Raw genomic sequence first — 25289 nt, 5'->3', positions numbered from 1 at the left:
GCTCAGTTCCTGGTGAGCCAGGGGCTGAGCAACGTCTCCAGGTCCGCGTCCGACAGGGCACGCGGGCCGTTGTCGAACTCGTGCCAGTGGGCGGCTTCGGAAGCCGCGTGGAACTCGACGTCGAACGCACGCATCAGCACATAGGTGAACGTGCACGAGTCGAAGCGGGCGCCGAGCAGCTCACGAGCCGTCCGCGCGACATCGGTCGCGCTGCCATCGCCCGCGTAGTTCCGCATCAGTTCCTGGGCCGCCGGTTCCAGCAGCCTCGGGGCGAGCATCAAAACACCTTCTCCATCATCGAACTTCAGCCTTCGGCGGCGAGCTGACCGCAAGCCGCCGCGATCTCCTGGCCGCGAGTGTCCCGCACCGTGCACGCCACCCCGCCGGCATTGACCAGGCGCACGAACTCCCGCTCCACCGGCTTCGGCGAGGCATCCCACTTACTGCCCGGCGTCGGGTTCAGCGGAATCACGTTCACGTGCACCAACTGACCCAGGTGCTTCTTCAACCGCTTCGCCAGCAACTCGGCACGCCACGGCTGGTCATTGATGTCCCGGATCAACGCGTACTCGATCGACACCCGGCGACCCGAAGTGTCCGCGTAGTACCGCGCCGCCTCCAGCACCTCGTCCACCGACCACCGGTTGTTCACCGGCACCAGCGTGTCCCGCAGCTCATCGTCCGGCGTGTGCAGCGACACCGCCAACCGCACCTGCATCTTCTCGTCCGCCAGCTTCCGGATCGCCGGCGCCAGGCCCACCGTCGACACCGTCACCGAACGCTGACCGATCCCCAGCCCGGCCGGCGACGGATCGGTGATCCGCCGCACCGCCGCCACCACCCGCTTGTAGTTCGCCAGCGGCTCACCCATGCCCATGAAGACGATGTTCGACAGGCGCCCCGGACCGCCGGCCATCTCGCCGTCGCGCATGACGGCGGCGGCCGAGCGCACCTGGTCCACGATCTCCGCGGTCGACAGGTTGCGGTCGAGACCACCCTGCCCGGTCGCGCAGAACGGGCACGCCATGCCGCAGCCGGCCTGGCTCGAGATGCACAGCGTCGCCCGGTCGGGGTAACGCATCAGCACGCTCTCCACCAGCGTCCCGTCGTGCGCGCGCCACAGCGTCTTGCGCGTGCTGCCGTCGTCGCAGGCCAGCGCCCGGATCTCGGTGAGCAGCGGCGGCATCAGCTCGTCGACCAGCCGCTTCCGCGACGCGGCCGGGATGTCGGTCATCTGCTCGGGATCGACCGTGAGCCGCGAGAAGTAGTGGTTCGACAGCTGCTTCGCGCGGAAGGGCTTCTCGCCCAGCTCGGCGACGGCGGCGGCGCGCTCCTCGGCGGACAGGTCCGCGAGGTGCCGAGGCGGCAGCCCGCGCTTGGGCGCGTCGAAAACAAGGGGGAGGGCAGTCATAACGCACCCATTCTCCCACGTCCCCCCGATGTGACCGGGCTCGCGCCCATTCAGTTGCCAAACGAGCGGTTCCGATATATCGTGAGTACATCGCAAGCTAACGAGAGAGGATCAAACTCATGCGACCACCATTTGCACACGAGTTCGGCAGGCGCGGCGCCTTCGGCCCGCGCGGCCCCTTCGAGGACTTCGCCGGCGGCTGGGGTTTCGGCGGGCCGCGAGGCCGCGGCCGGGGACCCGGCGGGCCCCACCGGCACGGCGGGCGACGGGGACGGCGCGGTGACGTCCGCGCGGCCATCCTGTTGCTGCTGGCCGAGCAGCCGCGGCACGGTTACGAGATCATCACCGAGATCGGCGAGCGCAGCGACGGGCTGTGGAAGCCGAGCCCCGGCTCCATCTACCCGACCCTGCAACTGCTCGCGGACGAGGGCCTGGTCTCGGCCACCGAAGACGGCGGCAAGCGCCTCTTCCAGCTCACCGACGAGGGCCGCGCCGCCGCCGAGCGGCTGGACACCCCGCCGTGGGAGACCATCGCCCGCGACGTCGATCCGAACGAGGCCAACCTCCGTTCGGCGAGCATGACCCTGATGGCCGCGGTGTTCCAGGTCTCCCAGGCGGGCACCGCCGAGCAGCAGGCCAAGGCCGTGCAGGCGCTCAACGAGGCCCGGCGGACCATCTACGGAGTGCTCGGCGAAGTCGAATCCGACGACACCGACGAAGAAACCGAATGACCGGGGACGACCAGCCCGGCCGGCTTGCGGCGCCAGTGCACGCGATAGCCGACCGGGAAGGTCACCGCACCACCGAAAGCGTTGCGGCGTAACACTTCTTCCGTCGCTTTCGCGGCAACCGCCGGGCTGAACTCGATTTTCAGCACCTTCTCGGCGCCGGCCGCGTCGTCGAACGCCCAGCGCGTTTCGACCCGCCGGCAGTCGAAGCCCTCCTCGGCGAAGAACCGTTCCACGCCAGGCGGGTCGTAGTCGGGCAGGTCCGCCCGCATCCACCGGCCGTACGGCTCGTGCGTGACGTCCAGGTCGACGATCACCAGCACGCCACCGGGTCTGAGCACCCGGTCCGCCTCGCGCATCCCGGGTTCGCACCCGGGCCCGAAGAAGTAGGCGGTCCGCGCGTGCACCACGTCCACACTCGCGTCCGCGAGCGGAATCCGTTGTGCCGCACCATGAAGCACTCGGATGCCGGGCATTCCGGCGACCCGCTCGCGGGCGCGGTGGACCAGTGGCGGATGTGGTTCGACACCGACCACCGAACGCGCCGTGCCGGCGAAGCGCGGGAGGTGGAAGCCGTCACCGCAGCCGACGTCGAGCACGTCCTTCCCGGACCAGTCGCATTCCTCGGCGAGCACGCGCCAGATCTCGCCGTCGACGTCCTGCGCGGAGTTCTCCAATTCGTAGGCACCCGGGTAGTACCAGATGTTGGGGCTGGGCAGGATGTCCACCGCGGTCCGGTGGCGGAAAAATGGGCGCCGCACGACTACAGCTTAGGCACAGCGGGCAAATTGTGTCCGTTTTTACCGAAACATCCCAAGCTATCGGGGTTTGGTTCCCGCTCGATGACTTTGGGTTAAGCGCAACCCCCGATCGAGTCGTAGGATCAAGTCACCGAAGCCGAGGGAGATCACTCATGTCGGTCAGTTCGGCCGCAGCGCAACCCGTTCTGTCGCCCGGCATCCCCTGTTGGGTGGAACTCGCGAGTCCGGACATAGCCGAGGCGGAGGCCTTCTACAACGGCCTCTTCGGCTGGAGCTTCGAACTCAAGCGAGATCCGGCCACCTCGGACGGCCGCTACTCGCTGGCCTCGCTCGGCGGTTTCAGCGTCGGCGGGATGTACCGCGCCGCCACCTCACAGCCACCGGGCTGGACGGTGCACCTCTCGGTGCACAACACCGCCGGCGCCGCGGAGTGGGTCGAGCACCTCGGCGGGGTGGTCACGCTCGGGCCGGTCGCGATCCCCAACCGCGGCAACATCGTGCACGCGCTCGACCCGACCGGCACACCGATCGTCTTCTGGCAGCCCATGGCGAACTGGGAGTTCGCCGCCGGTGCGCCGAACACCTTCTCCGGCGCGGACCTCAACACCACCGACGGCGCGGTGGCCGACCAGTTCTACTCGCGGCTGTTCAACTACCAGGTGCACCACATCGGCGGCGAGAACATCGACTACGCGGAATGGCGGCTGGACCACCAGCCCGTGCTCTACCGCTATGTGATGGGCCCCGAGTACCGGCCGGGGACTCCGGCGCACTGGATGGTCTACTTCGAAGTCGATCCCGCCCGTGGCGCGGACGCCGCAGCCGGCCACGCCCTGATGCTCGGCGGCAGCGTGGTCGTCCAGCCGTACGACACCCCGTTCGGCCGGGTGGCCGTGCTCGCCGACCCACACGGCTCGGTGTTCTCGGTGATCGACCATTCACGCGTGATCGAGGCGCAGTACGGCGGCGCCGAAGTGGACGACCCCTACGACGACTGATGGCGGTACGAGTCGGTTCGGTGGTGCTGGCCGATCCCGACGGCAACCGCTTCCGCGTGATCGACAAGTCCTAGGCAGGCAAGAACGCGGACAGCAGCAGCCACGAGACCACCGCGGACGGCAGCAGTGAATCCAGCCGGTCCATCAGGCCGCCGTGCCCCGGCAGCAGGTTGCCCATGTCCTTGATGCCGAGATCGCGCTTGATCAGCGACTCCACCAGATCGCCCAGCGTGGCCACGCAGACGATGGCGGCCCCGAAGAGCACGCCCTGCCACGCCTGACCGTCCAGGATCAGGCTCAGCGTCAGCGCACCGGCGACCACCCCGGCCAACATCGAACCGGCGAAGCCCTCCCAGGTCTTCTTGGGGCTGATCGTCGGCGCCATCGGGTGCTTGCCCTTGAGCACACCGGCGATGTAACCACCGGTGTCGGAGGCGACCACCCCGATCATGAAGGCCAGCACGCGGCCGACGCCGTCCTCCGGCGGCACCAGCATCGCCGCGAAGGCACCGAACAGCGGCAGGTACGCCGCCGCGAACACGGAAGCGCCGACGTCGCGCAGGTAACCGTCGGCGCCACCGGGCAGTCGCCAGAGCAGGCAGGCGAGCACGGTCAGCACAAACGCGGTGAGCGCCCCTTCCCGGCCGAACGGCCAGGCCAGCCAGATCATCGCCTGCCCGCCGACGAGCACCGGGACCAGCGCGATCCGGATGTTCGCCGCGCGCCGCAGCGCACCGGCCAGTTCGAAGGTGCCCACCGCGATCGCCGCCGCGATGATCCCGATGAACAGGAAACGCACGGTGAACAGCGAAACCAGGATCACGGCTCCGAGCGCCACCCCGACCCCGATCGCGGCCGGCAGGTTCCGGCCGGCACGCGAGGCCTTCGCGGGCTTTTCGGCGGGCTCCGCCGAATCGGCCGCGTCCTCGCGTTCCTCGCTCACGCTCGTTTCCCCCACCGGATCAGACCTCGAGCAGCTCTGCTTCTTTGTGCTTGACGAGCTCCTCGACCTGGCCGACGTAGTTGTCGGTCAGGTTCTGCAGCTCCTTCTCCGCACGGGTGACGTCGTCCTCGCCCGCTTCGCCGTCCTTCTGGATGCGGTCGAGTTCTTCCTTGGCCTTGCGGCGCACGCTGCGGATGGACACCTTGGCGTCCTCGCCCTTGCCCTTGGCCACCTTCACCATCTCCTTGCGCCGCTCCTCGGTGAGCTGCGGGATGACGATGCGGATGATCTGACCGTCGTTGCTCGGGTTGACCCCGAGGTCCGACTCGCGGATCGCCTTCTCGATGGCGTTCAGCTGCGTCTGGTCGTACGGCTTCACGATGGCCATCCTGGCCTCGGGAATGTTCACGCTGGCCAGCTGGTTCAGCGGGGTCGGCGCGCCGTAGTACTCGACGACGATCCGGGAGAACATCGCGGGTGTGGCCCGGCCGGTGCGTACCGACGTCAGGTCCTCCTTCGCGACGGAAACGGCTTTTTCCATCTTCTCCTCGGCATCGAGGAGGGTCTCGTCGATCACGGCTACTCCTTGCTCGTATCGCGCCGCTGGTTGTGTTCTCCGGGGATGATCCCAGCAGGTCTAGGCCGGGACCCCGACGGCGGGGGTGCTGACCAGGGTGCCGATCCGCTCGCCGCCGACGGCGCGGGCGATGTTCCCCTCGGTGAGCAGGTTGAACACGATGATCGGCATGTTGTTGTCCATGCACAGGCTGAACGCGGTCGCGTCAGCCACCTTCAAGCCCTGCTCGAGTACTTCGCGGTGGGTGATCTCGCGGAACATCCGCGCGGCCGGGTCGGTCTTGGGGTCGGCGGTGTAGACCCCGTCGACGGCCTTGGCCATCAGCACCACGTCGCAGGCGATCTCCAGCGCGCGCTGGGCGGCCGCGGTGTCGGTGGAGAAGTACGGCATGCCGACACCGGCGGCGAAGATGACCACGCGGCCCTTCTCCAGGTGCCGCTCGGCGCGGCGCGGGATGTAGGCCTCGGCCACCTGGCCCATGGTGATCGCGCTCTGCACGCGGGTGGGCACGCCTTCCTTCTCCAGGAAGTCCTGCAGCGCCAGGCAGTTCATCACGGTGCCGAGCATGGCCATGTAGTCGGCGCGGTCGCGGTCCATCCCGCGCTGCGACAGCTCGGCACCGCGGAAGTAGTTGCCGCCGCCGATGACGATCGCCATCTGCACCCCGGTCCGGACGACCTCGGCGATCTGCACGGCCACCGAGTGCACCACGTCGGGATCGACGCCGACGGCACCGCCACCGAACATCTCGCCACCGAGCTTCAACAGCACCCGCCGATAGGCACCGTCGGACCGCTCCGCTGTCATGTCGTCCTCCGCGTGTTCGGATGTTTGTCGCGTGCCTCTTCGCAATCGTGCCCCGTCCCCGATGCGGCGGAGACGGGGCACGGTTGCCGGAACTCTGCTCAGGCCTGGCCGACCTCGAAGCGGGCGAACCGGGTGATGGTCACCCCGGCCTCGTCCAGCAGGGCCTTCACGGTCTTCTTGTTGTCGGTCACCGACGGCTGGTCGAGCAGCACGGTGTCCTTGTAGTACGCGTTGACCTTGCCTTCGATGATCTTCGGCAGGGCCTGCTCGGGCTTGCCCTCTTCGCGCGCGGTCTTCTCGGCGACGCGGCGCTCGGCCTCGACGGTCTCGGCGGGGACCTCGTCGCGGGTCAGGTACTTGGCCTTGAGCGCGGCGATCTGCAGCGCGGCGCCGCGGGCGGCTTCGGCGTTGTCACCGGTGTACTCGACCAGCACGCCGACGGCCGGCGGCAGGTCGGCGCCACGGCGGTGCAGGTAGGTGGCGACGGTGCCGTCGAAGGCGGCGACCCGGCGCAGCTCCAGCTTCTCGCCGATGCGGGCGGACAGCTCGTTGATCGCGTCGCCGACGGTCTTGCCGTCCAGCTCGGCGGAGCGCAGCTTCTCCACGTCGTCGGTGCGCACGGTCTTCGCGACCTCGACGATCTTGGCGGCGAGTTCCTGGAAGTCGGCGTTCTTCGCGACGAAGTCGGTCTCGGAGTTCAGCTCGACGAGGACGCCGCCCTCACCCGCGATCAGGCCTTCGGCGGTGGCGCGCTCGGCGCGCTTGCCCACGTCCTTCGCGCCCTTGATGCGCAGGAACTCGACGGCCTTGTCGAAGTCGCCGTCGTTCTCCTCCAGCGCCTTCTTGCAGTTCATCATGCCGGCGCCGGTCAGCTCGCGCAGGCGCTTCACATCTGCGGCGGTGTAGTTCGCCATCGTGCGTTTTCCGTCCTTCTTCGGTACGCGCAGGGAAAGAGTCAAGTCATGGGCCCGCGTGGCCGGAGATCTCCGGCCACGCGGGCGAGATGGATCAGGCGGAGGTGGTCTGCTCCGCGGGCGCCTCCGTGGCGGCGGGCGCGTTCTCGGAGCCGGCCAGCAGCTCCTTCTCCCACTCGGCCAGCGGCTCGTCGGAGGCGACGCCCGGCTCCGGCTTGTCCTGGCCCTCGGCGGCCGAGCCGTTGCGGCCCGAGCGGGCCAGCAGACCGGCGGCGGCGGCCTCGGCGACGACCTTGGTCAGCAGCGCGGCGGACCGGATCGCGTCGTCGTTGCCCGGGATCGGGTAGTCGACCTCGTCCGGGTCGCAGTTGGTGTCGAGGATCGCGACGACCGGGATGTTCAGCTTGCGCGCCTCGCCGACGGCGATGTGCTCCTTCTTGGTGTCCACGATCCACACGGCGCTGGGGACCTTCGCCATGTCGCGGATACCGCCGAGGGTCTTCTCCAGCTTGTCCTTCTCGCGGGTGAGCGTGAGGATCTCGCGCTTGGTCAGCCCCTGGAAGCCACCGGTCTGCTCCTGCGACTCGAGCTCCTTGAGGCGCTGAAGCCGCTTGTGCACGGTCTGGAAGTTGGTGAGCATGCCACCGAGCCAGCGCTGGTTGACGAACGGCATGCCGACGCGCTGGGCCTCGTTGGCGATGGCCTCCTGCGCCTGCTTCTTGGTGCCGACGAACAGGATGCTGCCACCGTGCGCCACGGTCTCCTTGATGAACTCGAAGGCGCGGTCGATGTAGGTCAGCGTCTGCTGCAGGTCGATGATGTAGATGCCGTTGCGCTCGGTGAAGATGTAGCGCTTCATCTTCGGGTTCCAGCGCCGGGTCTGGTGCCCGAAGTGCACGCCGCTGTCGAGCAGCTGCTTCATGGTGACGACGGCCATGGCCGGATTCGCACCTCTTCTGTGTCGTGCGCCCCGGGACCCGCCCGGTGGCGCTTGCTCGGTTTCCGCGGTCGCCCGGGTGGACGGCCGCCCTGGTGCGGTGCCGATGCCCGAACCCGTTCGGCGCTCGGCGTCGGATGGGACCGCCGGGCATCGTTCGTTCCGGAGCGGGAACCGGTGAGGGCCCGCCCGGAGCATGCACACGCACGCGAAGTCGATCTGCACTTCTCACAGACCGCGCGAACAGTCTACGCCTTCCCTGGAAAGGGCTGCTCACCGGCGGTGGTCAAACCGGCAACCTGTCCACAACGCACCCGGTTGTCCACAGATTCCGGCTCCACCCCCCACCCCGCCACCCAGCCCGGCAAAGTCGAAGTCATGGACGCCAAACCCATTCTCCCACGTCAGCACATCCGCCGACTGGCAGTGCCGCTGCTGGCATTCGGCTGCATCGGCCTGCTCGCACCCGCTGTCTCGTCAGCCGCCTCGTCCGTTGTCGCGGCGGAGGAGCCGCGGTTCACCTGGCCGCTGCACCCCCGGCCGCAGCTGATCCGCGGCTTCGACCCGCCGGAGACCGACTTCGGCCCCGGCCACCGCGGGGTCGACCTGGCCGCGGCCGCGGACCAGCAGGCGCTGTCCGCGGGCACCGGGTACGTCGTGTTCGCCGGCACGCTCGCCGGTCGCGGCGTGGTGTCCATCGACCACGACGGCGGCCTGCGCACCACCTACGAGCCGGTGGTCCCGCAGGTCGCCGCCGGGCACCAGGTGTACGCGGGCCAGGTGATCGGCACGGTCGCCGCCGGGCACCCGGAGTGCGCGGTCGCGGTCTGCCTGCACTGGGGTGTGCGCCGGGGGCTGGACTACCTGGATCCGCTGCCGCTGGTCCAGGAGAGCACCCGGCTGCGGTTGAAGCCGTGGGACTCCGGTTGACGTGTCAGTCAGACACCGGCCTGCTCGACGAGCTTGGCGCGCAGGCGGAGGACGGCCCTGGTGTGCAGCTGGCTCACCCGCGATTCGGTCACGCCGAGCACCTTGCCGATCTCGGCCAGGGTGAGGCTCTCGAAGTAGTAGAGGCTCACCACGATGCGGTCGCGCTCGGAGAGCTGGGCGATCGCGTCGGCGAGCTGGCGGCGGTTGTCCTGGTCAACGAGCACGGCCACCGGGTCGACCGCGTCGTCGTCGGGCAGCGTGTCGACCAGTGAGCCGCTGTCCTTGCCCACCGCGACCAGGTCCTCCAGCGCGACCACGCTGGTGAGCTGGAGCTGGCCGTACAGGTCACGCAGCTCGTCGACGGTGATCTCCAGCTCGGTCGCGAGTTCGGCGTCGGTCGGGGTCCGGTTGAGCCGGGCACCGAGCCGTTCCATCGCGCGCTCGGCCTCACGGGCCCGGCTGCGCACCACCCGGGGCACCCAGTCCTGAGAACGGAGGTCGTCCAGGATCGCGCCACGAATGCGCTGCATCGCGTAGGTCTCGAAGCGCAGCCCCCGCTCGGGCTCGAACTTCTCGATCGCGTCGACCAGGCCGAAGATGCCGGACTGGACCAGGTCGCCGACGTCGACGTGGGTGGGCAGGCCGGTGCCGACCCGGCCGGCGACGTACTTGACCAGCGGCGCGTAGTGGAGCACCAGCCGATCGCGGAGGCGCTGCTCCGGCGCTTGGGCGAACTGGCGCCACAGCGCGTTGATGCCCGCCTCCACGTCGCCGGTCTCGCTCAGGCGGCCGGACGAGGTCTCGGTGGCGGTCACGGGACTGCCCTCCGCTGCGGGTGTCTCAGAGCTTCGCTGAGAACGCGCTGCGTCACCAGGCAAGTTGCCGTTTTCAACTGCACTCTCAGGTCTGTCTCCGGGCTCGTGCGTGGTGGTTCGGTCGGGCGGTTCGCCGGGTGGCGGGAAGGCTGGCCCTCCGCCGCCCCCGCGGTCAGCGGGCACGGGGGTGGGTCCGGTCATGGATCGCCTTCAGCCGCTCGACGGTTACGTGAGTGTAAAGCTGAGTGGTGGCAAGCGTAGCGTGACCGAGTAGTTCCTGAACGCTGCGAAGGTCAGCACCACCCTCAAGCAGGTGCGTGGCAGCCGAATGGCGGAGGCCGTGGGGCCCCATGTCCACCGCACCGTGTACCGCGCCGACCCCGTCGTGGACCACTCGCCGTACCGAGCGAGGATCGAGCCGGCGACCGCGAACGCCGAGGAAGAGCGCCTTCGCCGCGTCCCCGGCCGCCCCCTCCGCCTGCACCGCCGCCCGCTCCGCCAGCACCGGCCGTCCTTCGTCCAGCCAGGCCCGGAGCGCCTTCTCGGCGGGCACCCCGAACGGCACGGTCCGCTCCTTGCCGCCCTTGCCCAGCACCCGGACCACGCGGCGGTCGAACTCCACGTCGCCAAGGTCAAGACCGCACAGCTCAGCCACCCGAACGCCGGTCGCATACAGCAGTTCGAGCACCGCGTGATCACGCAGCGCAACCGGATCACGCTCAGCCGCCCCCGCCCCGGACGCCTTCATCACCTGCTCCGCCTGGTCGGCCCGCAGCACCCCAGGCAACGTCCGATGCGGCCGCGGCGCCACCAGCCGACTCCCCGGATCCACCGCCAACCTGCCACCCCGATGCGCCCACGCGGTAAACGTCCGCACCGCCGCCGCCCGCCGCGCCAACGTCGTCCGACTCACGCCCGCCTGATGCTGCTCCGCCAGCCAGGCGCGCAACTCGCCCACGTCAAGCCCAGCCAGGGCCTCCACTCCCCCTCCAGCCGCTTCCCCGGCGACCGCGTCCCCACCCGCCGTGTCGCCGGATGCCGCGCCACCAGCCGCCGCTCCCCCACCTGCCACTTCCCCAGCCGCCGCTTCTCCAGCCAGCGCGTTCCCAGCCGCCGCGCCCTCAGCCGCCACTCCCCCGGCGACCGCTTCCCCAGCCATCACGGCCTCACCCGCTGTCTCGCCGGATGCCGCGCCACCAGCCGCCGCGTTGCCGGACGCCGCGCCTTTATCTGCCACGTCCGCACCCCCCGCGTCACCGGACCCCACGCCCTCAGCTGCTGCGGCACCGGCGGGCTCGTTATCAGCTGCCGCGTCACCAGCGGGCGCGTCATCGGCTCTCGCGTCACCGGCCACCGCGCCATCGGCGGGCGTGTTGTCACCTGCCGCGTTCTCGGCGGCCTCGACGCCGTGCAGGAAGCCGAGCAGTGAGACCACGTCACCCACATACGCCCGGACCGTGTGCGCCGAGAGCCCACGCTCCAACTGCAGGTGACGCTCGTATTCACCCACCAGCTCACGAGCGCTTTCCGGCAGCGCCGCCCGCAGGCGCACCAACACACCGCGCCCGCGCACCTTCACCCCCCGCTCAACTTCGGGGACGCTTCGTGACGACATGCCCGAAACGCTGGGGGATCACCGGCGCATGGTCAAGCATCGCCACACCCTGCCGGGGGAACGACCCGATATCGCGACTCACCGCGACCGCCCCAATACGCCGATCGCACCACTCAGCGCCGCCGACCACGGTTCTACCTGCACGCCAGACCTCAAGCCCCAACCACCCGATCGGGGTTCACGACCACTCAGCGTTACGAGCACGGCTCAGCCACCGGCACCCGTCCCAGGCAACAAGCCCCACAGCGAGGCACTCCGCTCCTCAAAGCACCAGCCGAACGCAGTTCTGCGCCAGACACTGGTCGAAGCTGGATCAGCCGATCGGGTTACGTCCTCTTCGAAGGATGCGGAGTCCGGCGTCGCGGCTACGCCGGACTCTGGTCATGGGCCTCCCGCGGGGGACACCGGGCGCGATTGGGCCGTGAGGTGCCAGCCATCGTCGGCTCGGGTGGCCAGGCCGTCCAGTTCCAGTTCCGGCAGGAGCGCCCGGACCCGGTTGATCGGCACACCGGAGTCGGTGGCGATCTGCTCCGTGTGCCTGCCTTCCCGCAACTCGAGCGCACCGTGGACGCGCATGGCCTCCTCCCCCAGCCCGTCGGTGCTCCGGCGCGGGCGAGGTGTTCGGCCGGTCAGCGACGTGCCCAGTTTGCCGACGGTCTCCAGCACGTCGTCCAGCGAACCGACCAGTGTCGCCGCCGAATCGCGGATGAGCTGGTGACAACCTGCTGACATCGCCGAGCCGATCGGGCCGGGCACCGCCATGACCACCTTGCCGAGCACGCCGGCGGTGGTTGCCGTGTTGCGGGCGCCGCTGCGAACGCCCGCTTCCACCACAACGGTGCCCTCGGTGAGTCCGGCGATCAGGCGGTTCCGCACGAGGAAGCGATGCCGCGCCGGTGGTGTGCCGAACGGGTACTCGCTGATCACGAGCCCGCGCTCGGACATCTTGCGCAGCAGTGCGACGTGCCCGGCTGGGTAACCGCCGTCCAATCCGCAGCCGAGCACGGCTGCCGTCACTCCCTTGGCGGCGAGCGCGCCCCGGTGAGCCGCGCCGTCGATTCCGTAGGCGGCCCCGGAGAACACCGGCATGCCGTTGGTGACCAGCCCGTAAGCGAGTTCGGTGGCGTGGTGCTCGCCGTAACCCGTCGCCGCTCGGGCGCCGACGATCGCCACGGCGGACATGACCACTTCGTCGAGCTTGCCCCCGCCCCAAACCCACAACGCGATGGGCGGCGCCAGCCCTTGCTTACCTCGCGCCGTCGCCTGGTCGAATGGGAGCAGTGGCCACGCGGGCCACTCGCCGTCTTCGGGCACGACCAGGCGGGCACCCCGCCGCTCGGCCTCGGCGAGGTCCGCCTCGGCGCGATCGAGCGTTCGGCGCGCGGATGTCTCGGACAGCACGGATTCCGGGCAGTCTCCCTCGCGCACCAGCTTCGCCGCGTCGAGCGGGCCGTGATTGCGGATGAAGGCGATCAGTGACGTGGCCGGCGGCTCGGCCACCCGCAGCAGGTACGCCCGCGCCAGCCGGATTTCGGGATCTGCCATTCGTTCGCTCATGCCGCCCGCCGATCACGGAACTCCATCGCGGTGGCAACAAGATCGGCATCGGGACGATCCACTTCGGCGAGATCACTCAGGGTCCAGGCGACGCGAAGACAGCGATCGACGCCGCGAGCGGTGATCAGGCCCCGGTCCAGCCCGCGGTCGAGCAGGGCGGTCGTTTCGCGGGGCAATGCGAACTCGCGCCGGAGCACGGGGCCGGGTACCTCGGCATTGGTGTGCCAGCCGTGCTCGGCCCAACGCTTTGCCGCTCTCTCCCGTGCGCGAATCACTCTGGCCCGTACCTGCGCGGTCGGCTCCGGTTTGTCGAATTCGTGCGCGTGGGTTTGCATGGCGGTGAGCGGACGCAGTTGGACGCGGAGATCGATGCGGTCCAGCAATGGGCCGGAGAGCCTGCCGAAATAGCGCCGCCTGGCGGACGGTGAGCAGCTGCAGTCGGCTTCTCGCGGCGGCGCGCAGGGACACGGATTCGTCGCGAGCACGAGTTGGAACCGTGCGGGATAACAGACAACGCCTCTTCGTCGGGCGATGCGAACTTCGCCGTCCTCCAGCACTGTGCGCAGTGATTCGAGGCGCTGACTGCCGAATTCGCATACCTCGTCAAGGAAAAGGACACCTCGGTGGGCGCGGCTGATCATGCCCGGCTTGGCGATGTCTGCGCCACCACCGATCAGTGCGGCGACCGAAATGCTGTGGTGCGGATCGGCGAAAGGCGGGATTCGGATGAGCGGTGACGAACGGGACAGCTTGCCCTCGATCGAATGCACCGCGGTGACTTCGAGTGATTCCTCGCGGGACAACTCCGGAAGCAGGCCCGGCAGTCTGCGGGCCAGCATCGTCTTTCCGACCCCGGGTGGGCCGACCAGCAGTAAATGGTGACCACCGGCGGCGGCGACCTCCAGTGCCCAGCGAGCTTCCGGCTGTCCGACGACATCGGCGAGATCGGCAACAGGCGGCGGTTCCTCCTCGGTGACCGGTTCGGGAGTGGGGAGGTTTTCGACGTCATCCATCCACGCGAGCAGGTCGCGCAGGCGGGCGGCGCCCAGCACTTCCATGTCGTGCACGAGAGCCGCCTCGAACAACGAATCGATGGGGACGACCGCGCGCCGGACGCCTTCCTTGCGGGCGGCGAGCAGCGCGGGCAGCACGCCGGGCACCGGGCGGATCCGGCCGTCGAGAGCGAGTTCGCCCAGTAGGACCGTGCCGAGCAGCTTGCCTCCGGCAACGGCTCCACTGGCCGCGAGCACCGCGGCGGCGATGCTGACGTCGTAGCCGGAGCCGAGCTTGGGCAGGTTCGCTGGAGAGAGGCCGAGGGTGACGTGCTGCTCGGGCCACTTCTGCCCCGAGTTGCGCACTGCGGCGCGAACCCTGTCCTTGGCTTCTTTCAGGCCGGAATCGGGCAGGCCGACCAGTTTCATGCCAGGCATTCCGGCGCCGATGTCGGCTTCGACCTCGACCACTCGACCGTCGATGCCGAGCAGCGCTACCGACCAGCTGCGAGCGAGCGCCATTTCAGCTCGCTCCTTCGGCGTGCGGGAACCGCGGTTGCCAACGCACGGCGATCACTTCGATGCGCCATGAGCACCAGCGCAGGCGGAGGCGCTCGAGCCAGGTTGCGGCAAGCATCGGCCTGCGGCGGCTCACTCGCACCACGATCGCTGTTGACCGAGGGAGCAGCTTCGCGGGCACGAAGATCTTGGTGAGGGAGGCGGGAGCCATCGCTGTGCTCACGGTCACCGGGGTGGTTTTGGGTGGAGAGGCTGGCATTGTGAGATCGACGGACACGCCAGCGGCTGCGCTTTCGGCGGTGAAGTCGGATTCGGCGACCTGCATGGGCCGAGCGAAGTGAGAAGGCTCAGCGGCGGCTAGCTCGACGGTGTGAGCGGGCCCGGCGAGGTACGAGGGAACGGTGACGTGGGACGGCCCGCTGGCGGGAGAGGGCCCAGCGGAATGGAAAGGGCCAGCGGCGCGGGAACGCCCGTCCGTGTGGGAGCGGTCGGCGACCTGGAAAGGCCTGGCGACGTGCGAGGGCCCGGCGGGGTAGGACGGAGTGGTGACGTGCGACGGACTGGCGGCGGGAGAAGTCCCGGCGACAAGCGAGGGCACGGCGGCGTGGGAAGGCCCGGTGACGTGCGAGAGCCCGGCGGAGTGGGAGGGCGCGGTGGGATGGAGGCGCTCGCGGATGGGCGAGAGCCCGGCGGAGCGAGAGGGCGCGGTGGGATGGAGGCGCTCGCGGATGGGCGAGAGCCCGGCGGAGCGAGAGGGCGCGGTGGGATGGAGGCGCTCGCGGATGGGCGAGAGCCCGGCGGAGCGAGAGGGCGCGGTGGGATGGAGGCGCTCGCGGATGGGCGAGAGCCCGGCGGAGCGAGAGGGCACGGTGGGATGGAGGCGCTCGCGGATGGGCGAGAGCCCGGCGGAGCGAGAGGGCACGGTGGGATGGAGGCGCTCGCGGATGGGCGAGAGCCCGGCGGAGCGAGAGGGCGCGGCGACGGGTGAGGGGCGGGTGGGTGGGGGCGCCATGTCAGAAGGCTCCCGGGAAGTGGGTGAGCTGGGGCTCACCGACGGGAGGCCAGTGGATGGCGATGACGTCGAAGCGTAGCGGGCACCAGCGCACGCGGTAGTGCTCAAGCCACCGGCTGGTCAGGCGTCTGATGCGCGCCGTCTTTTCGGGGGTGACGGCATCGGCTGGGTGGCCGTAGCCGGCACCGGAGCGGGTTTTTACCTCGCAGACGATCAGGGTGCGGCCGTCGGTGGCGACGAGGTCGAGTTCACCCTCGCGGCAGCGCCAGTTCTTGGACAGGACGACCATGCCCAGGCTGTTCAGGTGCGCTGCCGCGAGTTCCTCGCCTCGGCGGCCCAGTCGTTGTTTCTGTTCGTATGACGGCCGCGCCTGCGTACCCATCACGGCTGCTCCCCCTGGGTCGATGATCGGTGGACGATCTCGACCGTGCCAGGGCGGATAAGCGCAGGCCAGGGCGTTGGGGTGGGGCTGTGGACAACTGGGGTGCTGTGGACAACCTCAGCCGGAGAACGGACCGCCCTCGGGTAGCCGTAGGTCCGGTTTGTCCAGCTCCTCGACGTTGACGTCCTTGAAGGTGATCACCCGGACGTGCTTGACGAACCGGGCGGGGCGGTACATGTCCCAGACCCAGGCGTCGGACATCCGCACCTCGAAGTAGACCTCGCCCCCACCGTCTCGGACCTGCACGTCCACCGCGTTGGCCAGGTAGAACCGCCGTTCGGTCTCCACCACATACGCGAACTGGCTGACGATGTCGCGGTACTCGCGGTACAGCGACAGCTCCATCTCGGTCTCGTATTTCTCGAGATCCTCGGCACTCATGAAATCCGGGCCCCTCCTTGCGAGTTCACGTGCCAGTCGGCGGCGAAGAGTCCATTCTGACCCAGACCGTCATCCAGAGCACGCACCGGCGCGGCCGTGGCGTGCAGAGCCGCCGCGGTGAGCAGCACCCGATGGGGTGGCTCGCGCCGGTGAGCGGCGGCCGCGACGGCCACGTTCGTGTAGGACCACCGGTGCGCCGCGCTGGGTCCGTGCTCGGTCAGCGCCGCGCCGTGCTCGGTCGTGGTGTACCCCTTGTGCACGTCGAAGCCGTACACCGGGTACTCGTCGTGCAGATCCGCCATGATCCGGTCCCTGGTCACCTTGGCCAGCACCGACGCCGCCGCCACGCAGGCCACCACGCGGTCCCCCTTGATCACCGGCAGGCTCGGCGCCGGCATGCCGGGCACGCCGAAACCGTCGGTCAGCACGTACCCCGGCGCGGTCCGCAGATGGGACACCGCGCGCCGCATGCCCTCGACGTTGGTCACGTGGATGCCGCGCGCGTCGACCTCTTCGGTGGGAATGACCACCACCGCGTAGTCGACCGCCCTGGCCAGCACCCGCTCGTAGACCCGCTCACGGGCGGCCGCGGTGAGCAGCTTCGAATCGGTCAGCTCGGTCAGCCGGGCACCGTCCCCCGGCTTGAGCACGCAGGCGGCCACCACCAGCGGTCCGGCACAGGCTCCACGCCCGGCCTCGTCCACGCCCGCCACCGGGCCGAGACCACGCCGTTCCAGCGCGGCCTGCAGCCCCCACGAACTCTCCCCGCGAATGACCGCGCGCGGCGGCTTCAGCGCTGACACCGCGGCTAGCGCTTCCGCTGCGCCGCCCCGCGCAAGCCCGCTCCGAGCTTGCGACCGGCCCACACCGTCGGCCAGGCGGCCACCACGCCGATGCCCAGCGGGATGCCCTGCTGCCAGGCCGGTGCGCTCATGCCGAGTGCGGCGGGCTGGGCGGCCTCCTGCGGGTTGTGATCGGTCACGCCGCCCCAGCGGTCCGGCGGCAACACGATGATCCTGGCCTTGCCGATGATGTTCTCCAGCGGCACCGCACCGCGTTCGCCCCCGCCGCCCTGCATGCGGGAGTCCGAGGAGTTGTTGCGGTTGTCGCCCATCACCCAGACCGAGCCGAGCGGCACCTTCACCGGGTCGAACGGGGCCTGCACCCCGGTGCCGTCCTCGAAGTGCAGGTACGGCTCGTCGAGCGCCTTGCCGTCGACCACCACGCGGTTCTGCGCGTCGCAGCATTCGACCGTCTGCCCCGGCATCGCGATGATGCGCTTGACGAAGTCGCGCTCGTCGGGCGGGGCGAGGCCGAACACCGAACCGATGCTCTGGAAGAACCGGGCGACCGGGTTCGAGGACTCCGCCGGGAGCGCCTCGTTCTCCACCCACGGCTCCGGTCCCTTGAACACCACCACGTCACCAGGAGTGGGGTCGACGAAATCGAAGGTGATCTTGTCGACCAGGATGCGGTCACCGGTGCACCCCTCACAACCGTGCAGGGTGGTCTCCATCGATCCCGACGGGATCATGTAGACGCGGAAGAAGAACTGCTGGATCACGAACGTCAGCGCGAGCGCCACGACGATCAGGATCGGCAGCTCCACCCAGAACGGGCGCTTCTTCTTCGCTTTGCCCTTGCCACGCTTGCGGTGGGCACCGCCCTTGGTCTCCTCCGCTGCTCCGTCGTGGTGCTCGGAGCGTTCGGGATCGTCCTCGGCAGCGTTTGAAGACACAGGTTCGGCCACGACGCCAGGCTACGGGAATCCGCTACCGGATCAGGAAGCCGGCTCGCGGCGCTCCTTGATCTTCGCCGCCTTGCCGCGCAGCTCACGCAGGTAGTACAGCTTCGCACGGCGCACGTCGCCGCGCTTGTGCACCTCGATCTGCGCGATGTTCGGGCTGTGCACCGGGAAGGTGCGCTCCACGCCGACGCCGAAGGAGACCTTGCGGACGGTGAACGTCTCGCGGATGCCACCGCCCTGACGGCGGATGACCACGCCCTGGAAGACCTGAAGGCGCTCGCGGTTGCCCTCGATCACTCGGACGTGCACCTTCAGCGTGTCGCCCGGTCGGAATTCCGGGATGTCGGAACGCAGCGACTGAGCGTCCAGGGCGTCCAGGGTGTTCATCGGTGGTCCGTCCTCGTCTGTGATGTAACGTCTTCGTCTTGCCATACGTCCGGGCGCACGCCTGTCACAGCGGCCGGCCCAGGGGGTTGGCGGGCGCGCGAACCCAATGGGGTCCTCTCGCGCCAACCGGTCAAGTATTACAGACCCGCCGGACGCCGGATCACTCGCCCCGTTCCGACTCCTCGGCGAGGCTCGCGAGCAGGGCCCGGTCGTGCTTGTCGAGACTGCCCTCCGGCAACCGGGAGATCAGCTCGGGGCGGCGCTCGGCGGTCCGTTCGAGCGCCCGGTCGCGGCGCCAGCGGTCGATCAGCGCGTGGTTGCCCGAGCGCAGCACCTCCGGCACGGCCAGCTCCCGCCAGACCTCGGGGCGGGTGTAGCTGGGTCCTTCGAGCAGGCCGTCGGAGAACGAGTCCTCCTCAGCCGAACGCGCGTTGCCCAGCACCCCGGGCAGCAGGCGGACCACGGCCTCGACCATGACCAGCACCGCGGCCTCGCCGCCGACCAGCACGTAGTCCCCGATCGACACCTCGTCCACCGGCATCCGGCGGGCGGCGTCGTCGATCACCCGCTGGTCGATGCCCTCGTAACGGCCACAGGCGAACACCAGGTGCTGCTCGGTGGCGTACTCGTGGGCCAGTTCCTGGGTGAACGGGCGACCGGCCGGGGTCGGCACCACCAGCCGGGTGTGCTCCCCGCAGACCTGATCGAGCGCGTCGCCCCAGATCTGCGGCTTCATCACCATGCCGGGACCGCCGCCGTACGGCGCGTCGTCGACCGCGCGGTGCACGTCGTGCGTCCAGTCACGCAGGTCGTGCACGCCGATCTCGATCAGCCCGCGATCGATGGCGCGCCCGAGCAGCGCGGCCCGCAGCGGGTCGAGGTACTCGGGAAAGATCGTGACGACGTCGAGGCGCATCACTCGACGTCCAGCAGGCCCTCGGGCGGGTCGAGCACGACCCGGCCGCCTGCCACGTCGACCACCGGCACGATCGCCTTGACGAACGGCACCAGCACGGTCGCGCCGTCGCGGTCGAGCGAGAGCAGCTCGCCACCGGGCGAGTGCACCACCTCGAGCACGGTGCCGACCTCGGTGCCGTCGGTCAGCTCGGCCCGCAGGCCCTCGAGCTGGTGGTCGTAGAACTCGTCTGGATCTTCGGTGGGCGGCAGGTCCGCGGTGTCCCCGAGCAGCAGCGCGCCACGCAGTTCCTCGGCCGCGGTGCGGTCGGGGACCTGCTCGAAACGCACCAGCAGCCGCCCGCTGTGCGAGCGGGCGGCTGCCACGGTGAGTTCACGAGCGCGACCGCCGCGCGGCCGGGCGAGCACCACGGCACCGACGGCGAACCGCTGCTCCGGGGAGTCGGTCCGCACGTCGACGGCGAGTTCGCCGGTGATGCCGTGTGCCTTGGCCACCCGGCCGACGACAACCTCCATCAGCGCGGCGTCAGTGGTCGGTGTCGACCACGTCGACCCGCACACCCCGGCCACCGATTCCGCCCATCACGGTGCGGAGCGCGGTGGCGGTGCGCCCGCCCCGGCCGATCACCTTGCCCAGATCGTCGGGGTGGACGTGCACCTCGAGGGTGCGGCCGCGACGCGTGGTGATCAGTTCGACGCGGACCTCGTCCGGGTTGTCGACGATCCCGCGCACGAGGTGCTCAAGGGAGTCCGCGAGAAAGCTCACGCCTCGGTCTTCTCCTCGGCCTTGGCCTCGGCCTTCTCGGCGTCGGCCTTCTTGCCGCCCTTCTTCTTGGGCGTGGTGGCCTCGGCCGAGGGCTCCTCGCCCGCGGCCGCGAGGGCGGCGTTGAACAGGTCCTGCTTGGACGGCTTCGGCTCGGCCACCTTCAGGGTGCCCTCGGCGCCCGGCAGGCCCTTGAACTTCTGCCAGTCACCGGTGATCTCGAGCAGGCGCTGGACCGGCTCGGTCGGCTGGGCGCCGACGGCCAGCCAGTGCTGGGCGCGCTCGGAGTTCACCTCGATGAAGCTGGGCTCTTCCTTCGGGTGGTACTTGCCGATCGTCTCGATGGCCTTGCCGTCCCGGCGGGTGCGCGCGTCGGCGACGATGATGCGGTAGTACGGCGCACGGATCTTGCCGAGGCGCTGGAGCTTGATCTTGACGGCCACGGGTGTGGGTACTCCTCAGTTCTCTCTGGTAGCAAGGTCGGCCGCGCGATCCGAGTGGGGAACGAATGCGACGCCCGGAGGTCAGGTGTGTTCGACCCCGGCGCGGTGAGAGGGTCCGGCCGGGGCAAGCAATCGAACATTCTGCCAGACGGCCCGCGCGGACCCGCCTACAGGGTGGCGATGCCGAGCGTGGTGAGCAGGATGGCGACCGCGGGCAGGAAGTTGTTCATCTGGTGCGCCACGATGCTGCCGAGCAGCCTGCCGGTGAAGAGTCTGGCCAGCCCGATCGGCACCGAGATGACCAGCAGCAGCGTGGTCCGCAGCGGCTCCAGGTGGCTGACCGCGAACACCGCGGTGGACAGCAGGAAGGCGGCCACCCTGCCCCACTTCTCGTTGCCCCAGCTCAGCCGCTCCACCGCACCCCAGAGCAGGCCGCGGTAGATGATCTCCTCGCAGATCGGCCCGAGCAGCCACAGGTAGAGGAACATGATCACCGCGGCGGTCACCGACATCGGCTGGTCCTGGATCAGCGCGCTGATCGCCGACGAGGCGTTCTGCTCGCCGACGATCTCCGTCCAGACGAACGCGCCGACCGTGGTGCACACCAGCCCGACCAGGCCGAACTTCAGCCCGGTCTTGACGTCGGACCAGCGCCAGGACAGCCGCAGGTCGGCCAGCGGGCCGTTGCCGCGGATCCGGGTGATCAGCACGGCGGCGGTGGCGGCCACCACGGTCGGGGTGATGGTGCCGACGAGCACGTGACCGACCGGCATCGGCTGGCCGGCCGGTACCGGGCCGAGTGCGGCGAGCACGAGCGCGGCCGAGGTGAGCAAGATCGCTTCGACCAGGAGGAAGGCGCCGAAGCCCCAGCGCGGGTCCGGTGGCACGGCCACCTCCGGCAGCGGCTCGGGGCCCTGGACCGGCTCCCCCTCCATGGCGCTCAAGCCGTCCTCCGGTCGGTTCTTCGCAATTCGGGCAAATCAAGGTTAGTGGGCGAAGCCCTCCGTTGAGGGCGGTGGTGGGAGACGGGCGGGCTAAAGGTTACTGGGCGCCACCGGGTCATGACGCACCCAGGAGCAGGAGTGCGGGTGGCAGGTTGTTCGCGGCGTGCGCCACCACGCTCGAACCGGTCCGGCCGCTGAGCAGCCGGGCCGCCCCGATCGCCAGCCCCTGTACGAACAACGCCAGTGTCCGGCTCGGTTCTCCGTGCAACTGGGCGAACACCGCGGCGGTGAGCGCGAGCACCGCCCACTGCGGGATGCGGTGGGCGGTCAGCCCGGCCCACAACGCGCCGCGGATCAGCACCTCTTCGGTCACCGGCGCGACGAGCACCACGATCAGCGCGGCGAGCGCGAGCCACAGCGGGTTGTCGCCGACTCCCTGCGCGAGCCCGGCCAGCGGGTTGCCGGATTCGAGGTCGGTGCCGAAGACCGGGAGCAGCAGCAGGTTCGCCAGATACCCGGCCAGCAGGGCGAAACCGCCGCAGGCCAGGCCGATCTTGATGTCGCGCAGGTTCGGCAGCACGCCCAGCTCGCGGAAGGAGCCCCAGCGCCGGGCGGCCAGCACCGGCGCGAGGCCGAGCATCAGGTTGGGCACGAAGGCGAGCAGCAGCAGCGGACCGAGGTCCGGCATCTCCTCGGCGTCGTCGAACCCGGTGAACCGGCCGGTCAGCGCGGCGGTCAGGACCAGGTTCATCAGGTGGTACGCGCCGAAACCGGCGATGAACGCGAGCAGCCCCCAGTGGGCACCGCGGACCAGGCCGTCACCGACCGCCGGAGGGTTTTCGTCCGCCTGAGCCACCGCACCTCCGCCGCCGGAATGACCTTCGCACCCCAACGCTAAGGGGCGGATGGCTACCGGGTGAACCCGGCCCGTCTCAGGAAGTGACGGTACCGCGCAGGATGATGTGCGACGGGTGGCGCAGGGCGCCGAGGTCCTCGCGCGGGTCGGCGGTCAGCACCAGCAGATCGGCCGGGGCGCCGTCGGCGATGGACGGGTGACCGAGCCAGTCGCGGGCGGCCCAGGCCCCGGCGCCGAGCGCCTCGGTGCGCGACATGCCCGCCCGGTGCAGCAGCTCGATCTCGTCGACGATCCGGCCGTGGTCGATCATGCCGCCCGCGTCGCTGCCCGCGTAGACGGCCACGCCGGCGTCCAGCGCGTCCTGCACCAGTCCGTCGACGCGCCGGTGCAGCTCACGCATGTGCGCGGCGTAGACCGGGTACTTGCCCGCGGCGTCGGCGATGCCGGGGAAGTTCTCGGTGATGTTGACCAGGGTCGGCACGAGCGCGATACCGCGCCGCGCCATCTCGGACAGCTGCCCGCCGGACAGCTCGGTGCCGTGTTCGAGGCAGTCGACCCCGGCGGCCAGCAGACCCGGCAGCGCGGCGGCACCGAAGACGTGCGCGGTGACCTTGGCACCGGCGTCGTGCGCGACCTTGACCGCCTCGGCGAGCACGTCGTCCGGCCACAGCGGCGCCAGGTCGCCGGCGGACCGGTCGATCCAGTCGCCGACGAGCTTCACCCAGCCGTCACCGTCGGCGGCCTGCTCGGCCACCGCGTCGGGCAGCTGGTCCGGGCTGTCCAGGTCGATGCCGAGGCCCGGCACGTACCGCTTGGGCAGCGCGAGGTGACGGCCGCAGCGGATGATCCGCGGCAGGTCCTCGCGCTGCTGCAACGGCTTGGTGGCGAGCGGGTCACCGCAGTCGCGGATCAGCAGCGTGCCGGCCTTGCGATCGGCCAGCGCGTGCGCGGCCGCCCCGCCGAGGTCCTCCGCGCCGATGCCGGGGTGGCAGTGCGCGTCGACCAGGCCCGGCACCAGGAACACGTCCTCGGCCAGCGTTTCGGCGCCGTCGACCGGCTGGTAGCTGATCCGGCCGCCGTCGATCCACAGGTCGCGGTGCTCACCGGAGGGCAGCACCACGCCGCTGAGGCGGTACGCCATCTACTTTCCCTTGGGCAGCTTGAACTTCGACGGGTCGAAACCGGGGGGCAGATCGTTCAGGCTGCCACCGAGCTGCGACAGGTCGGGCATGCCACCGGCGGGACCGGCGCCGGGGAAGCCACCCGGCGGCAGCGCGGGCATGCCACCGGGGAAACCGCCCTTGATCTTGGGCTGCGTGGGGCCGCGCCCCTTGCCCTTCTTCCCCTTCTTGCCCTTGCGGTTGTTCTTCCGGTTGTTCGCGCCACCGCCACCGAAGCCGAACCGCCCGGCCATCTGCTGCATCATCTTCTTGGCGTCGTAGAACCGGTTGACCAGGTCGTTGACCTCGCGCACGGCCACACCGGAGCCCTTGGCGATGCGCTGGCGCCGGGAGGCGTTGATGATCTTCGGATCGGCCCGCTCGGCCGGGGTCATGCCGCGGATGATCGCCTGCAGCCGGTCCAGCGACTTGTCGTCGACCTGGGCCAGCTGGTCCTTCATCTGCCCGGCGCCGGGCAGCATGCCCAGCAGGTTGCCGATCGGGCCCATCTTGCGCACCGCGAGCATCTGCTCGAGGAAGTCCTCCAGGGTCAGCTCGCCGCTGCCCAGCTTCTGCGCGGCCTGCTCCGCCTTCTCCTGGTCGAAGGCCTGCTCGGCCTGCTCGATCAGGGTGAGCATGTCGCCCATGCCGAGGATCCGGCTGGCCATCCGGTCCGGGTGGAACAGGTCGAAGTCCTCGAGCTTCTCGCCGTTCGACGCGAACAGGATCGGCTGGCCGGTGACCTCGCGCACGCTCAGCGCGGCACCACCGCGCGCGTCGCCGTCGAGCTTGGTGAGCACCACGCCGGTGAAGCCGACGCCGTCGCGGAAGGCTTCGGCGGTGGTCACCGCGTCCTGGCCGATCATCGCGTCGACCACGAAGAGCGTCTCGTCCGGCTGGACCGCGTCGCGGATGTCGGCGGCCTGCCGCATCAGCTCCTCGTCCACACCGAGGCGGCCCGCGGTGTCGACGATCACGATGTCGTGCTGGTTGTGCTTGGCCTCGTCGATACCGCGGCGGGCGACGTCGACCGGGTCGCCGACGCCGTTGCCCGGCTCCGGCGCGAAGGTCGGCACGCCCGCGCGCTCACCGACCACCTGCAGCTGGGTGACCGCGTTGGGGCGCTGGAGGTCGCAGGCGACCAGCAGCGGCGCGTGGCCCTGCTTCTTCAGCCACATCGCCAGCTTGCCCGCCAGCGTGGTCTTACCGGCACCCTGCAGACCGGCGAGCATCAGCACGGTCGGCGGGTTCTTCGCCAGGTTCAGCCGCCGGGTCTCGCCGCCGAGGATGGCGACCAGTTCCTCGTTGACGATCTTGATGACCTGCTGGGCGGGGTTCAGCGCCTCGGAGACCTCGGCGCCCTTGGCCCGTTCCTTGACCTTGGCGATGAACGCGCGCACCACCGGGAGCGCGACGTCGGCCTCCAGCAGCGCGATGCGGATCTCCCGCGCGGTGGCGTCGATGTCGGCGTCGGAGAGCTTCCCCTTGCCACGCAGGTTCTGCAGGACCGAAGTGAGGCGATCGGAGAGGGTGTCGAACACGGGTGTGCGCTCCAGCAGTCGTCGTCAGGGTGCAGGCCTGCGGGCGGAACACCGCACCTGCGTCCTCCGAGGGTAGTCGACGATGACGCCCGGCCGGTCCGCTCCTCCTCAGGCCGGCCGGGCCTCGTGCCGCGCGGGCGGGCGAGCGGCCTTCGTCCGACCCCCAGTACCGGGCGATTTCCGCCGTGCTCGCG

The 25289-nt window shown here is 69.9% G+C and carries 29 protein-coding genes and 1 pseudogene; 3 read left to right on the top strand and 27 right to left on the bottom strand.

The window, feature by feature from the left end:
* Nucleotides 1-2: 2 nt before the first annotated feature.
* Together YIM_RS11430 and rlmN are read right to left on the bottom strand one after the other, a co-directional pair.
* Complete coding sequence (locus YIM_RS11430; RefSeq protein WP_153030331.1) at nucleotides 3-278, bottom strand: hypothetical protein; 276 nt, start codon at nucleotides 276-278, stop codon at nucleotides 3-5.
* Between the two features lie 26 nt (nucleotides 279-304).
* Complete coding sequence (rlmN, locus tag YIM_RS11425; protein ID WP_153030330.1) at nucleotides 305-1411, bottom strand: 23S rRNA (adenine(2503)-C(2))-methyltransferase RlmN; 1107 nt, start codon at nucleotides 1409-1411, stop codon at nucleotides 305-307.
* Between the two features lie 119 nt (nucleotides 1412-1530).
* On the opposite strand from rlmN, the gene YIM_RS11420 reads away from it, so the two are divergent.
* Nucleotides 1531-2142 (top strand): PadR family transcriptional regulator, encoded by a 612-nt coding sequence (locus YIM_RS11420; RefSeq protein ID WP_153030329.1) that lies wholly within the window; start codon nucleotides 1531-1533, stop codon nucleotides 2140-2142.
* Here YIM_RS11420 and YIM_RS11415 read toward each other — a convergent pair.
* Nucleotides 2088-2900 (bottom strand): class I SAM-dependent methyltransferase, encoded by an 813-nt coding sequence (locus tag YIM_RS11415; RefSeq protein WP_228004673.1) that lies wholly within the window; start codon nucleotides 2898-2900, stop codon nucleotides 2088-2090. The two genes, YIM_RS11420 and YIM_RS11415, sit on opposite strands and share 55 nt — an antisense overlap.
* 152 nt (nucleotides 2901-3052) lie before the next feature.
* Here YIM_RS11415 and YIM_RS11410 point away from each other — a divergent pair, with 152 nt between their 5' ends.
* On the top strand, nucleotides 3053-3898 hold the full coding sequence (locus tag YIM_RS11410; RefSeq protein WP_153030328.1) for a VOC family protein: 846 nt from the start codon (nucleotides 3053-3055) through the stop codon (nucleotides 3896-3898).
* 70 nt (nucleotides 3899-3968) lie between these two features.
* On the opposite strand, the gene YIM_RS11405 is transcribed toward YIM_RS11410, so the two are convergent.
* The 5 genes from YIM_RS11405 to rpsB all read right to left on the bottom strand — a co-directional run bounded on the left by YIM_RS11405 (nucleotide 3969) and on the right by rpsB (nucleotide 8076).
* Nucleotides 3969-4841: a phosphatidate cytidylyltransferase gene (locus tag YIM_RS11405; protein WP_194240119.1), complete on the bottom strand. Its 873-nt coding sequence runs from the start codon at nucleotides 4839-4841 to the stop codon at nucleotides 3969-3971.
* Between the two features lie 19 nt (nucleotides 4842-4860).
* Nucleotides 4861-5418: a ribosome recycling factor gene (gene frr, locus YIM_RS11400; RefSeq protein WP_153030326.1), complete on the bottom strand. Its 558-nt coding sequence runs from the start codon at nucleotides 5416-5418 to the stop codon at nucleotides 4861-4863.
* 60 nt (nucleotides 5419-5478) lie between these two features.
* Nucleotides 5479-6225 carry a UMP kinase gene (gene pyrH / locus YIM_RS11395; protein WP_153030325.1) on the bottom strand — a complete coding sequence of 249 codons (747 nt, stop codon included), beginning with the start codon at nucleotides 6223-6225 and terminating at the stop codon, nucleotides 5479-5481.
* Nucleotides 6226-6323: 98 nt separating this feature from the next.
* Nucleotides 6324-7139 carry a translation elongation factor Ts gene (gene tsf / locus YIM_RS11390; protein ID WP_153030324.1) on the bottom strand — a complete coding sequence of 272 codons (816 nt, stop codon included), beginning with the start codon at nucleotides 7137-7139 and terminating at the stop codon, nucleotides 6324-6326.
* A 94-nt stretch (nucleotides 7140-7233) separates the two neighbouring features.
* The gene (gene rpsB, locus YIM_RS11385; RefSeq protein ID WP_153030323.1) at nucleotides 7234-8076 is read right to left on the bottom strand and encodes a 30S ribosomal protein S2; all 843 of its coding nucleotides are present in this window, start codon (nucleotides 8074-8076) and stop codon (nucleotides 7234-7236) included.
* A 378-nt stretch (nucleotides 8077-8454) separates the two neighbouring features.
* On the opposite strand from rpsB, the gene YIM_RS11380 reads away from it, so the two are divergent.
* Entirely contained in the window at nucleotides 8455-9006 is a 552-nt protein-coding gene (locus tag YIM_RS11380; protein ID WP_153030322.1) for a M23 family metallopeptidase, read from the top strand.
* 8 nt (nucleotides 9007-9014) lie between these two features.
* Here YIM_RS11380 and YIM_RS11375 read toward each other — a convergent pair whose 3' ends face one another.
* From YIM_RS11375 to ffh, 19 genes and pseudogenes are all read right to left on the bottom strand, one after another.
* The gene (locus tag YIM_RS11375; protein WP_228004672.1) at nucleotides 9015-10022 is read right to left on the bottom strand and encodes a FliA/WhiG family RNA polymerase sigma factor; all 1008 of its coding nucleotides are present in this window, start codon (nucleotides 10020-10022) and stop codon (nucleotides 9015-9017) included.
* Nucleotides 9994-10893: a tyrosine recombinase XerC gene (locus YIM_RS11370; RefSeq protein WP_370469018.1), complete on the bottom strand. Its 900-nt coding sequence runs from the start codon at nucleotides 10891-10893 to the stop codon at nucleotides 9994-9996. The genes YIM_RS11375 and YIM_RS11370 overlap by 29 nt, the downstream gene beginning before the upstream one ends.
* 342 nt (nucleotides 10894-11235) lie before the next feature.
* Nucleotides 11236-11436: pseudogene (locus tag YIM_RS49990) on the bottom strand (site-specific integrase); the annotation flags it as partial.
* Between the two features lie 381 nt (nucleotides 11437-11817).
* Complete coding sequence (gene dprA, locus YIM_RS11365) at nucleotides 11818-12981, bottom strand: DNA-processing protein DprA (RefSeq protein WP_153030320.1); 1164 nt, start codon at nucleotides 12979-12981, stop codon at nucleotides 11818-11820.
* 8 nt (nucleotides 12982-12989) lie between these two features.
* Entirely contained in the window at nucleotides 12990-14507 is a 1518-nt protein-coding gene (locus YIM_RS11360) for a YifB family Mg chelatase-like AAA ATPase (RefSeq protein WP_153030319.1), read from the bottom strand.
* Between the two features lies 1 nt (nucleotide 14508).
* Nucleotides 14509-14829 (bottom strand): hypothetical protein, encoded by a 321-nt coding sequence (locus YIM_RS11355; RefSeq protein WP_153030318.1) that lies wholly within the window; start codon nucleotides 14827-14829, stop codon nucleotides 14509-14511.
* 688 nt (nucleotides 14830-15517) lie between these two features.
* Nucleotides 15518-15898, bottom strand: a complete 381-nt coding sequence (locus YIM_RS11350; RefSeq protein ID WP_153030317.1) for a YraN family protein — start codon at nucleotides 15896-15898, stop codon at nucleotides 15518-15520.
* A 117-nt stretch (nucleotides 15899-16015) separates the two neighbouring features.
* On the bottom strand, nucleotides 16016-16339 hold the full coding sequence (locus YIM_RS11345) for a DUF2469 domain-containing protein (protein WP_113693489.1): 324 nt from the start codon (nucleotides 16337-16339) through the stop codon (nucleotides 16016-16018).
* Nucleotides 16336-17142: a ribonuclease HII gene (locus tag YIM_RS11340; protein ID WP_153030316.1), complete on the bottom strand. Its 807-nt coding sequence runs from the start codon at nucleotides 17140-17142 to the stop codon at nucleotides 16336-16338. Before YIM_RS11340 ends, YIM_RS11345 begins: the two co-directional genes overlap by 4 nt.
* A 5-nt stretch (nucleotides 17143-17147) precedes the next feature.
* On the bottom strand, nucleotides 17148-18089 hold the full coding sequence (gene lepB / locus YIM_RS11335; RefSeq protein WP_153030315.1) for a signal peptidase I: 942 nt from the start codon (nucleotides 18087-18089) through the stop codon (nucleotides 17148-17150).
* A gap of 30 nt (nucleotides 18090-18119) precedes the next feature.
* Entirely contained in the window at nucleotides 18120-18473 is a 354-nt protein-coding gene (gene rplS, locus YIM_RS11330; RefSeq protein WP_113693492.1) for a 50S ribosomal protein L19, read from the bottom strand.
* Nucleotides 18474-18633: 160 nt separating this feature from the next.
* Nucleotides 18634-19389, bottom strand: coding sequence for a tRNA (guanosine(37)-N1)-methyltransferase TrmD (gene trmD / locus YIM_RS11325; RefSeq protein WP_153030314.1), 756 nt, complete (start codon nucleotides 19387-19389; stop codon nucleotides 18634-18636).
* Nucleotides 19389-19904 carry a ribosome maturation factor RimM gene (gene rimM, locus YIM_RS11320; RefSeq protein ID WP_153030313.1) on the bottom strand — a complete coding sequence of 172 codons (516 nt, stop codon included), beginning with the start codon at nucleotides 19902-19904 and terminating at the stop codon, nucleotides 19389-19391. Before rimM ends, trmD begins: the two co-directional genes overlap by 1 nt.
* 10 nt (nucleotides 19905-19914) lie before the next feature.
* A complete protein-coding gene (locus tag YIM_RS11315) occupies nucleotides 19915-20154 on the bottom strand; it encodes an RNA-binding protein (RefSeq protein WP_113693495.1) in 240 nt (79 codons plus the stop codon).
* On the bottom strand, nucleotides 20151-20594 hold the full coding sequence (gene rpsP, locus YIM_RS11310) for a 30S ribosomal protein S16 (RefSeq protein WP_153030312.1): 444 nt from the start codon (nucleotides 20592-20594) through the stop codon (nucleotides 20151-20153). Before rpsP ends, YIM_RS11315 begins: the two co-directional genes overlap by 4 nt.
* A 167-nt stretch (nucleotides 20595-20761) precedes the next feature.
* Nucleotides 20762-21529, bottom strand: coding sequence for a CPBP family intramembrane glutamic endopeptidase (locus tag YIM_RS11305; protein ID WP_153036914.1), 768 nt, complete (start codon nucleotides 21527-21529; stop codon nucleotides 20762-20764).
* 124 nt (nucleotides 21530-21653) lie between these two features.
* Nucleotides 21654-22394: a CPBP family intramembrane glutamic endopeptidase gene (locus tag YIM_RS11300; RefSeq protein ID WP_228004671.1), complete on the bottom strand. Its 741-nt coding sequence runs from the start codon at nucleotides 22392-22394 to the stop codon at nucleotides 21654-21656.
* A 76-nt stretch (nucleotides 22395-22470) separates the two neighbouring features.
* Nucleotides 22471-23535, bottom strand: coding sequence for an amidohydrolase family protein (locus tag YIM_RS11295; RefSeq protein ID WP_153030311.1), 1065 nt, complete (start codon nucleotides 23533-23535; stop codon nucleotides 22471-22473).
* A complete protein-coding gene (ffh, locus tag YIM_RS11290) occupies nucleotides 23536-25095 on the bottom strand; it encodes a signal recognition particle protein (RefSeq protein WP_153030310.1) in 1560 nt (519 codons plus the stop codon).
* Nucleotides 25096-25289: the final 194 nt, after the last annotated feature.

Origin of the sequence: Amycolatopsis sp. YIM 10, assembly GCF_009429145.1 — a bacterium.
GTDB lineage: Bacteria > Actinomycetota > Actinomycetes > Mycobacteriales > Pseudonocardiaceae > Amycolatopsis.
The sequence above is the reverse complement of the archived record's forward strand: the minus strand, read 5'-3'. Positions and strand labels throughout refer to the sequence as shown.

Excerpts from the sequence above, each read along its gene's own strand:
- trmD (WP_153030314.1), bottom strand. The coding sequence starts at position 19,389 with ATGCGCCTCGACGTCGTCACGATCTTTCCCGAGTACCTCGACCCGCTG.
- YIM_RS11380 (WP_153030322.1), top strand. The coding sequence starts at position 8,455 with ATGGACGCCAAACCCATTCTCCCACGTCAGCACATCCGCCGACTGGCA.
- YIM_RS11295 (WP_153030311.1), bottom strand. The coding sequence starts at position 23,535 with ATGGCGTACCGCCTCAGCGGCGTGGTGCTGCCCTCCGGTGAGCACCGC.
- tsf (WP_153030324.1), bottom strand. The coding sequence starts at position 7,139 with ATGGCGAACTACACCGCCGCAGATGTGAAGCGCCTGCGCGAGCTGACC.
- rpsB (WP_153030323.1), bottom strand. The coding sequence starts at position 8,076 with ATGGCCGTCGTCACCATGAAGCAGCTGCTCGACAGCGGCGTGCACTTC.
- YIM_RS11430 (WP_153030331.1), bottom strand. The coding sequence starts at position 278 with ATGCTCGCCCCGAGGCTGCTGGAACCGGCGGCCCAGGAACTGATGCGG.
- dprA (WP_153030320.1), bottom strand. The coding sequence starts at position 12,981 with ATGGCAGATCCCGAAATCCGGCTGGCGCGGGCGTACCTGCTGCGGGTG.
- pyrH (WP_153030325.1), bottom strand. The coding sequence starts at position 6,225 with ATGACAGCGGAGCGGTCCGACGGTGCCTATCGGCGGGTGCTGTTGAAG.
- YIM_RS11420 (WP_153030329.1), top strand. The coding sequence starts at position 1,531 with ATGCGACCACCATTTGCACACGAGTTCGGCAGGCGCGGCGCCTTCGGC.
- YIM_RS11305 (WP_153036914.1), bottom strand. The coding sequence starts at position 21,529 with ATGGAGGGGGAGCCGGTCCAGGGCCCCGAGCCGCTGCCGGAGGTGGCC.
- YIM_RS11360 (WP_153030319.1), bottom strand. The coding sequence starts at position 14,507 with ATGGCGCTCGCTCGCAGCTGGTCGGTAGCGCTGCTCGGCATCGACGGT.
- YIM_RS11350 (WP_153030317.1), bottom strand. The coding sequence starts at position 15,898 with ATGGGTACGCAGGCGCGGCCGTCATACGAACAGAAACAACGACTGGGC.
- YIM_RS11345 (WP_113693489.1), bottom strand. The coding sequence starts at position 16,339 with ATGAGTGCCGAGGATCTCGAGAAATACGAGACCGAGATGGAGCTGTCG.
- rplS (WP_113693492.1), bottom strand. The coding sequence starts at position 18,473 with ATGAACACCCTGGACGCCCTGGACGCTCAGTCGCTGCGTTCCGACATC.
- rimM (WP_153030313.1), bottom strand. The coding sequence starts at position 19,904 with ATGGAGGTTGTCGTCGGCCGGGTGGCCAAGGCACACGGCATCACCGGC.
- YIM_RS11355 (WP_153030318.1), bottom strand. The coding sequence starts at position 14,829 with ATGCAGGTCGCCGAATCCGACTTCACCGCCGAAAGCGCAGCCGCTGGC.
- rlmN (WP_153030330.1), bottom strand. The coding sequence starts at position 1,411 with ATGACTGCCCTCCCCCTTGTTTTCGACGCGCCCAAGCGCGGGCTGCCG.
- YIM_RS11410 (WP_153030328.1), top strand. The coding sequence starts at position 3,053 with ATGTCGGTCAGTTCGGCCGCAGCGCAACCCGTTCTGTCGCCCGGCATC.
- YIM_RS11375 (WP_228004672.1), bottom strand. The coding sequence starts at position 10,022 with ATGACCGGACCCACCCCCGTGCCCGCTGACCGCGGGGGCGGCGGAGGG.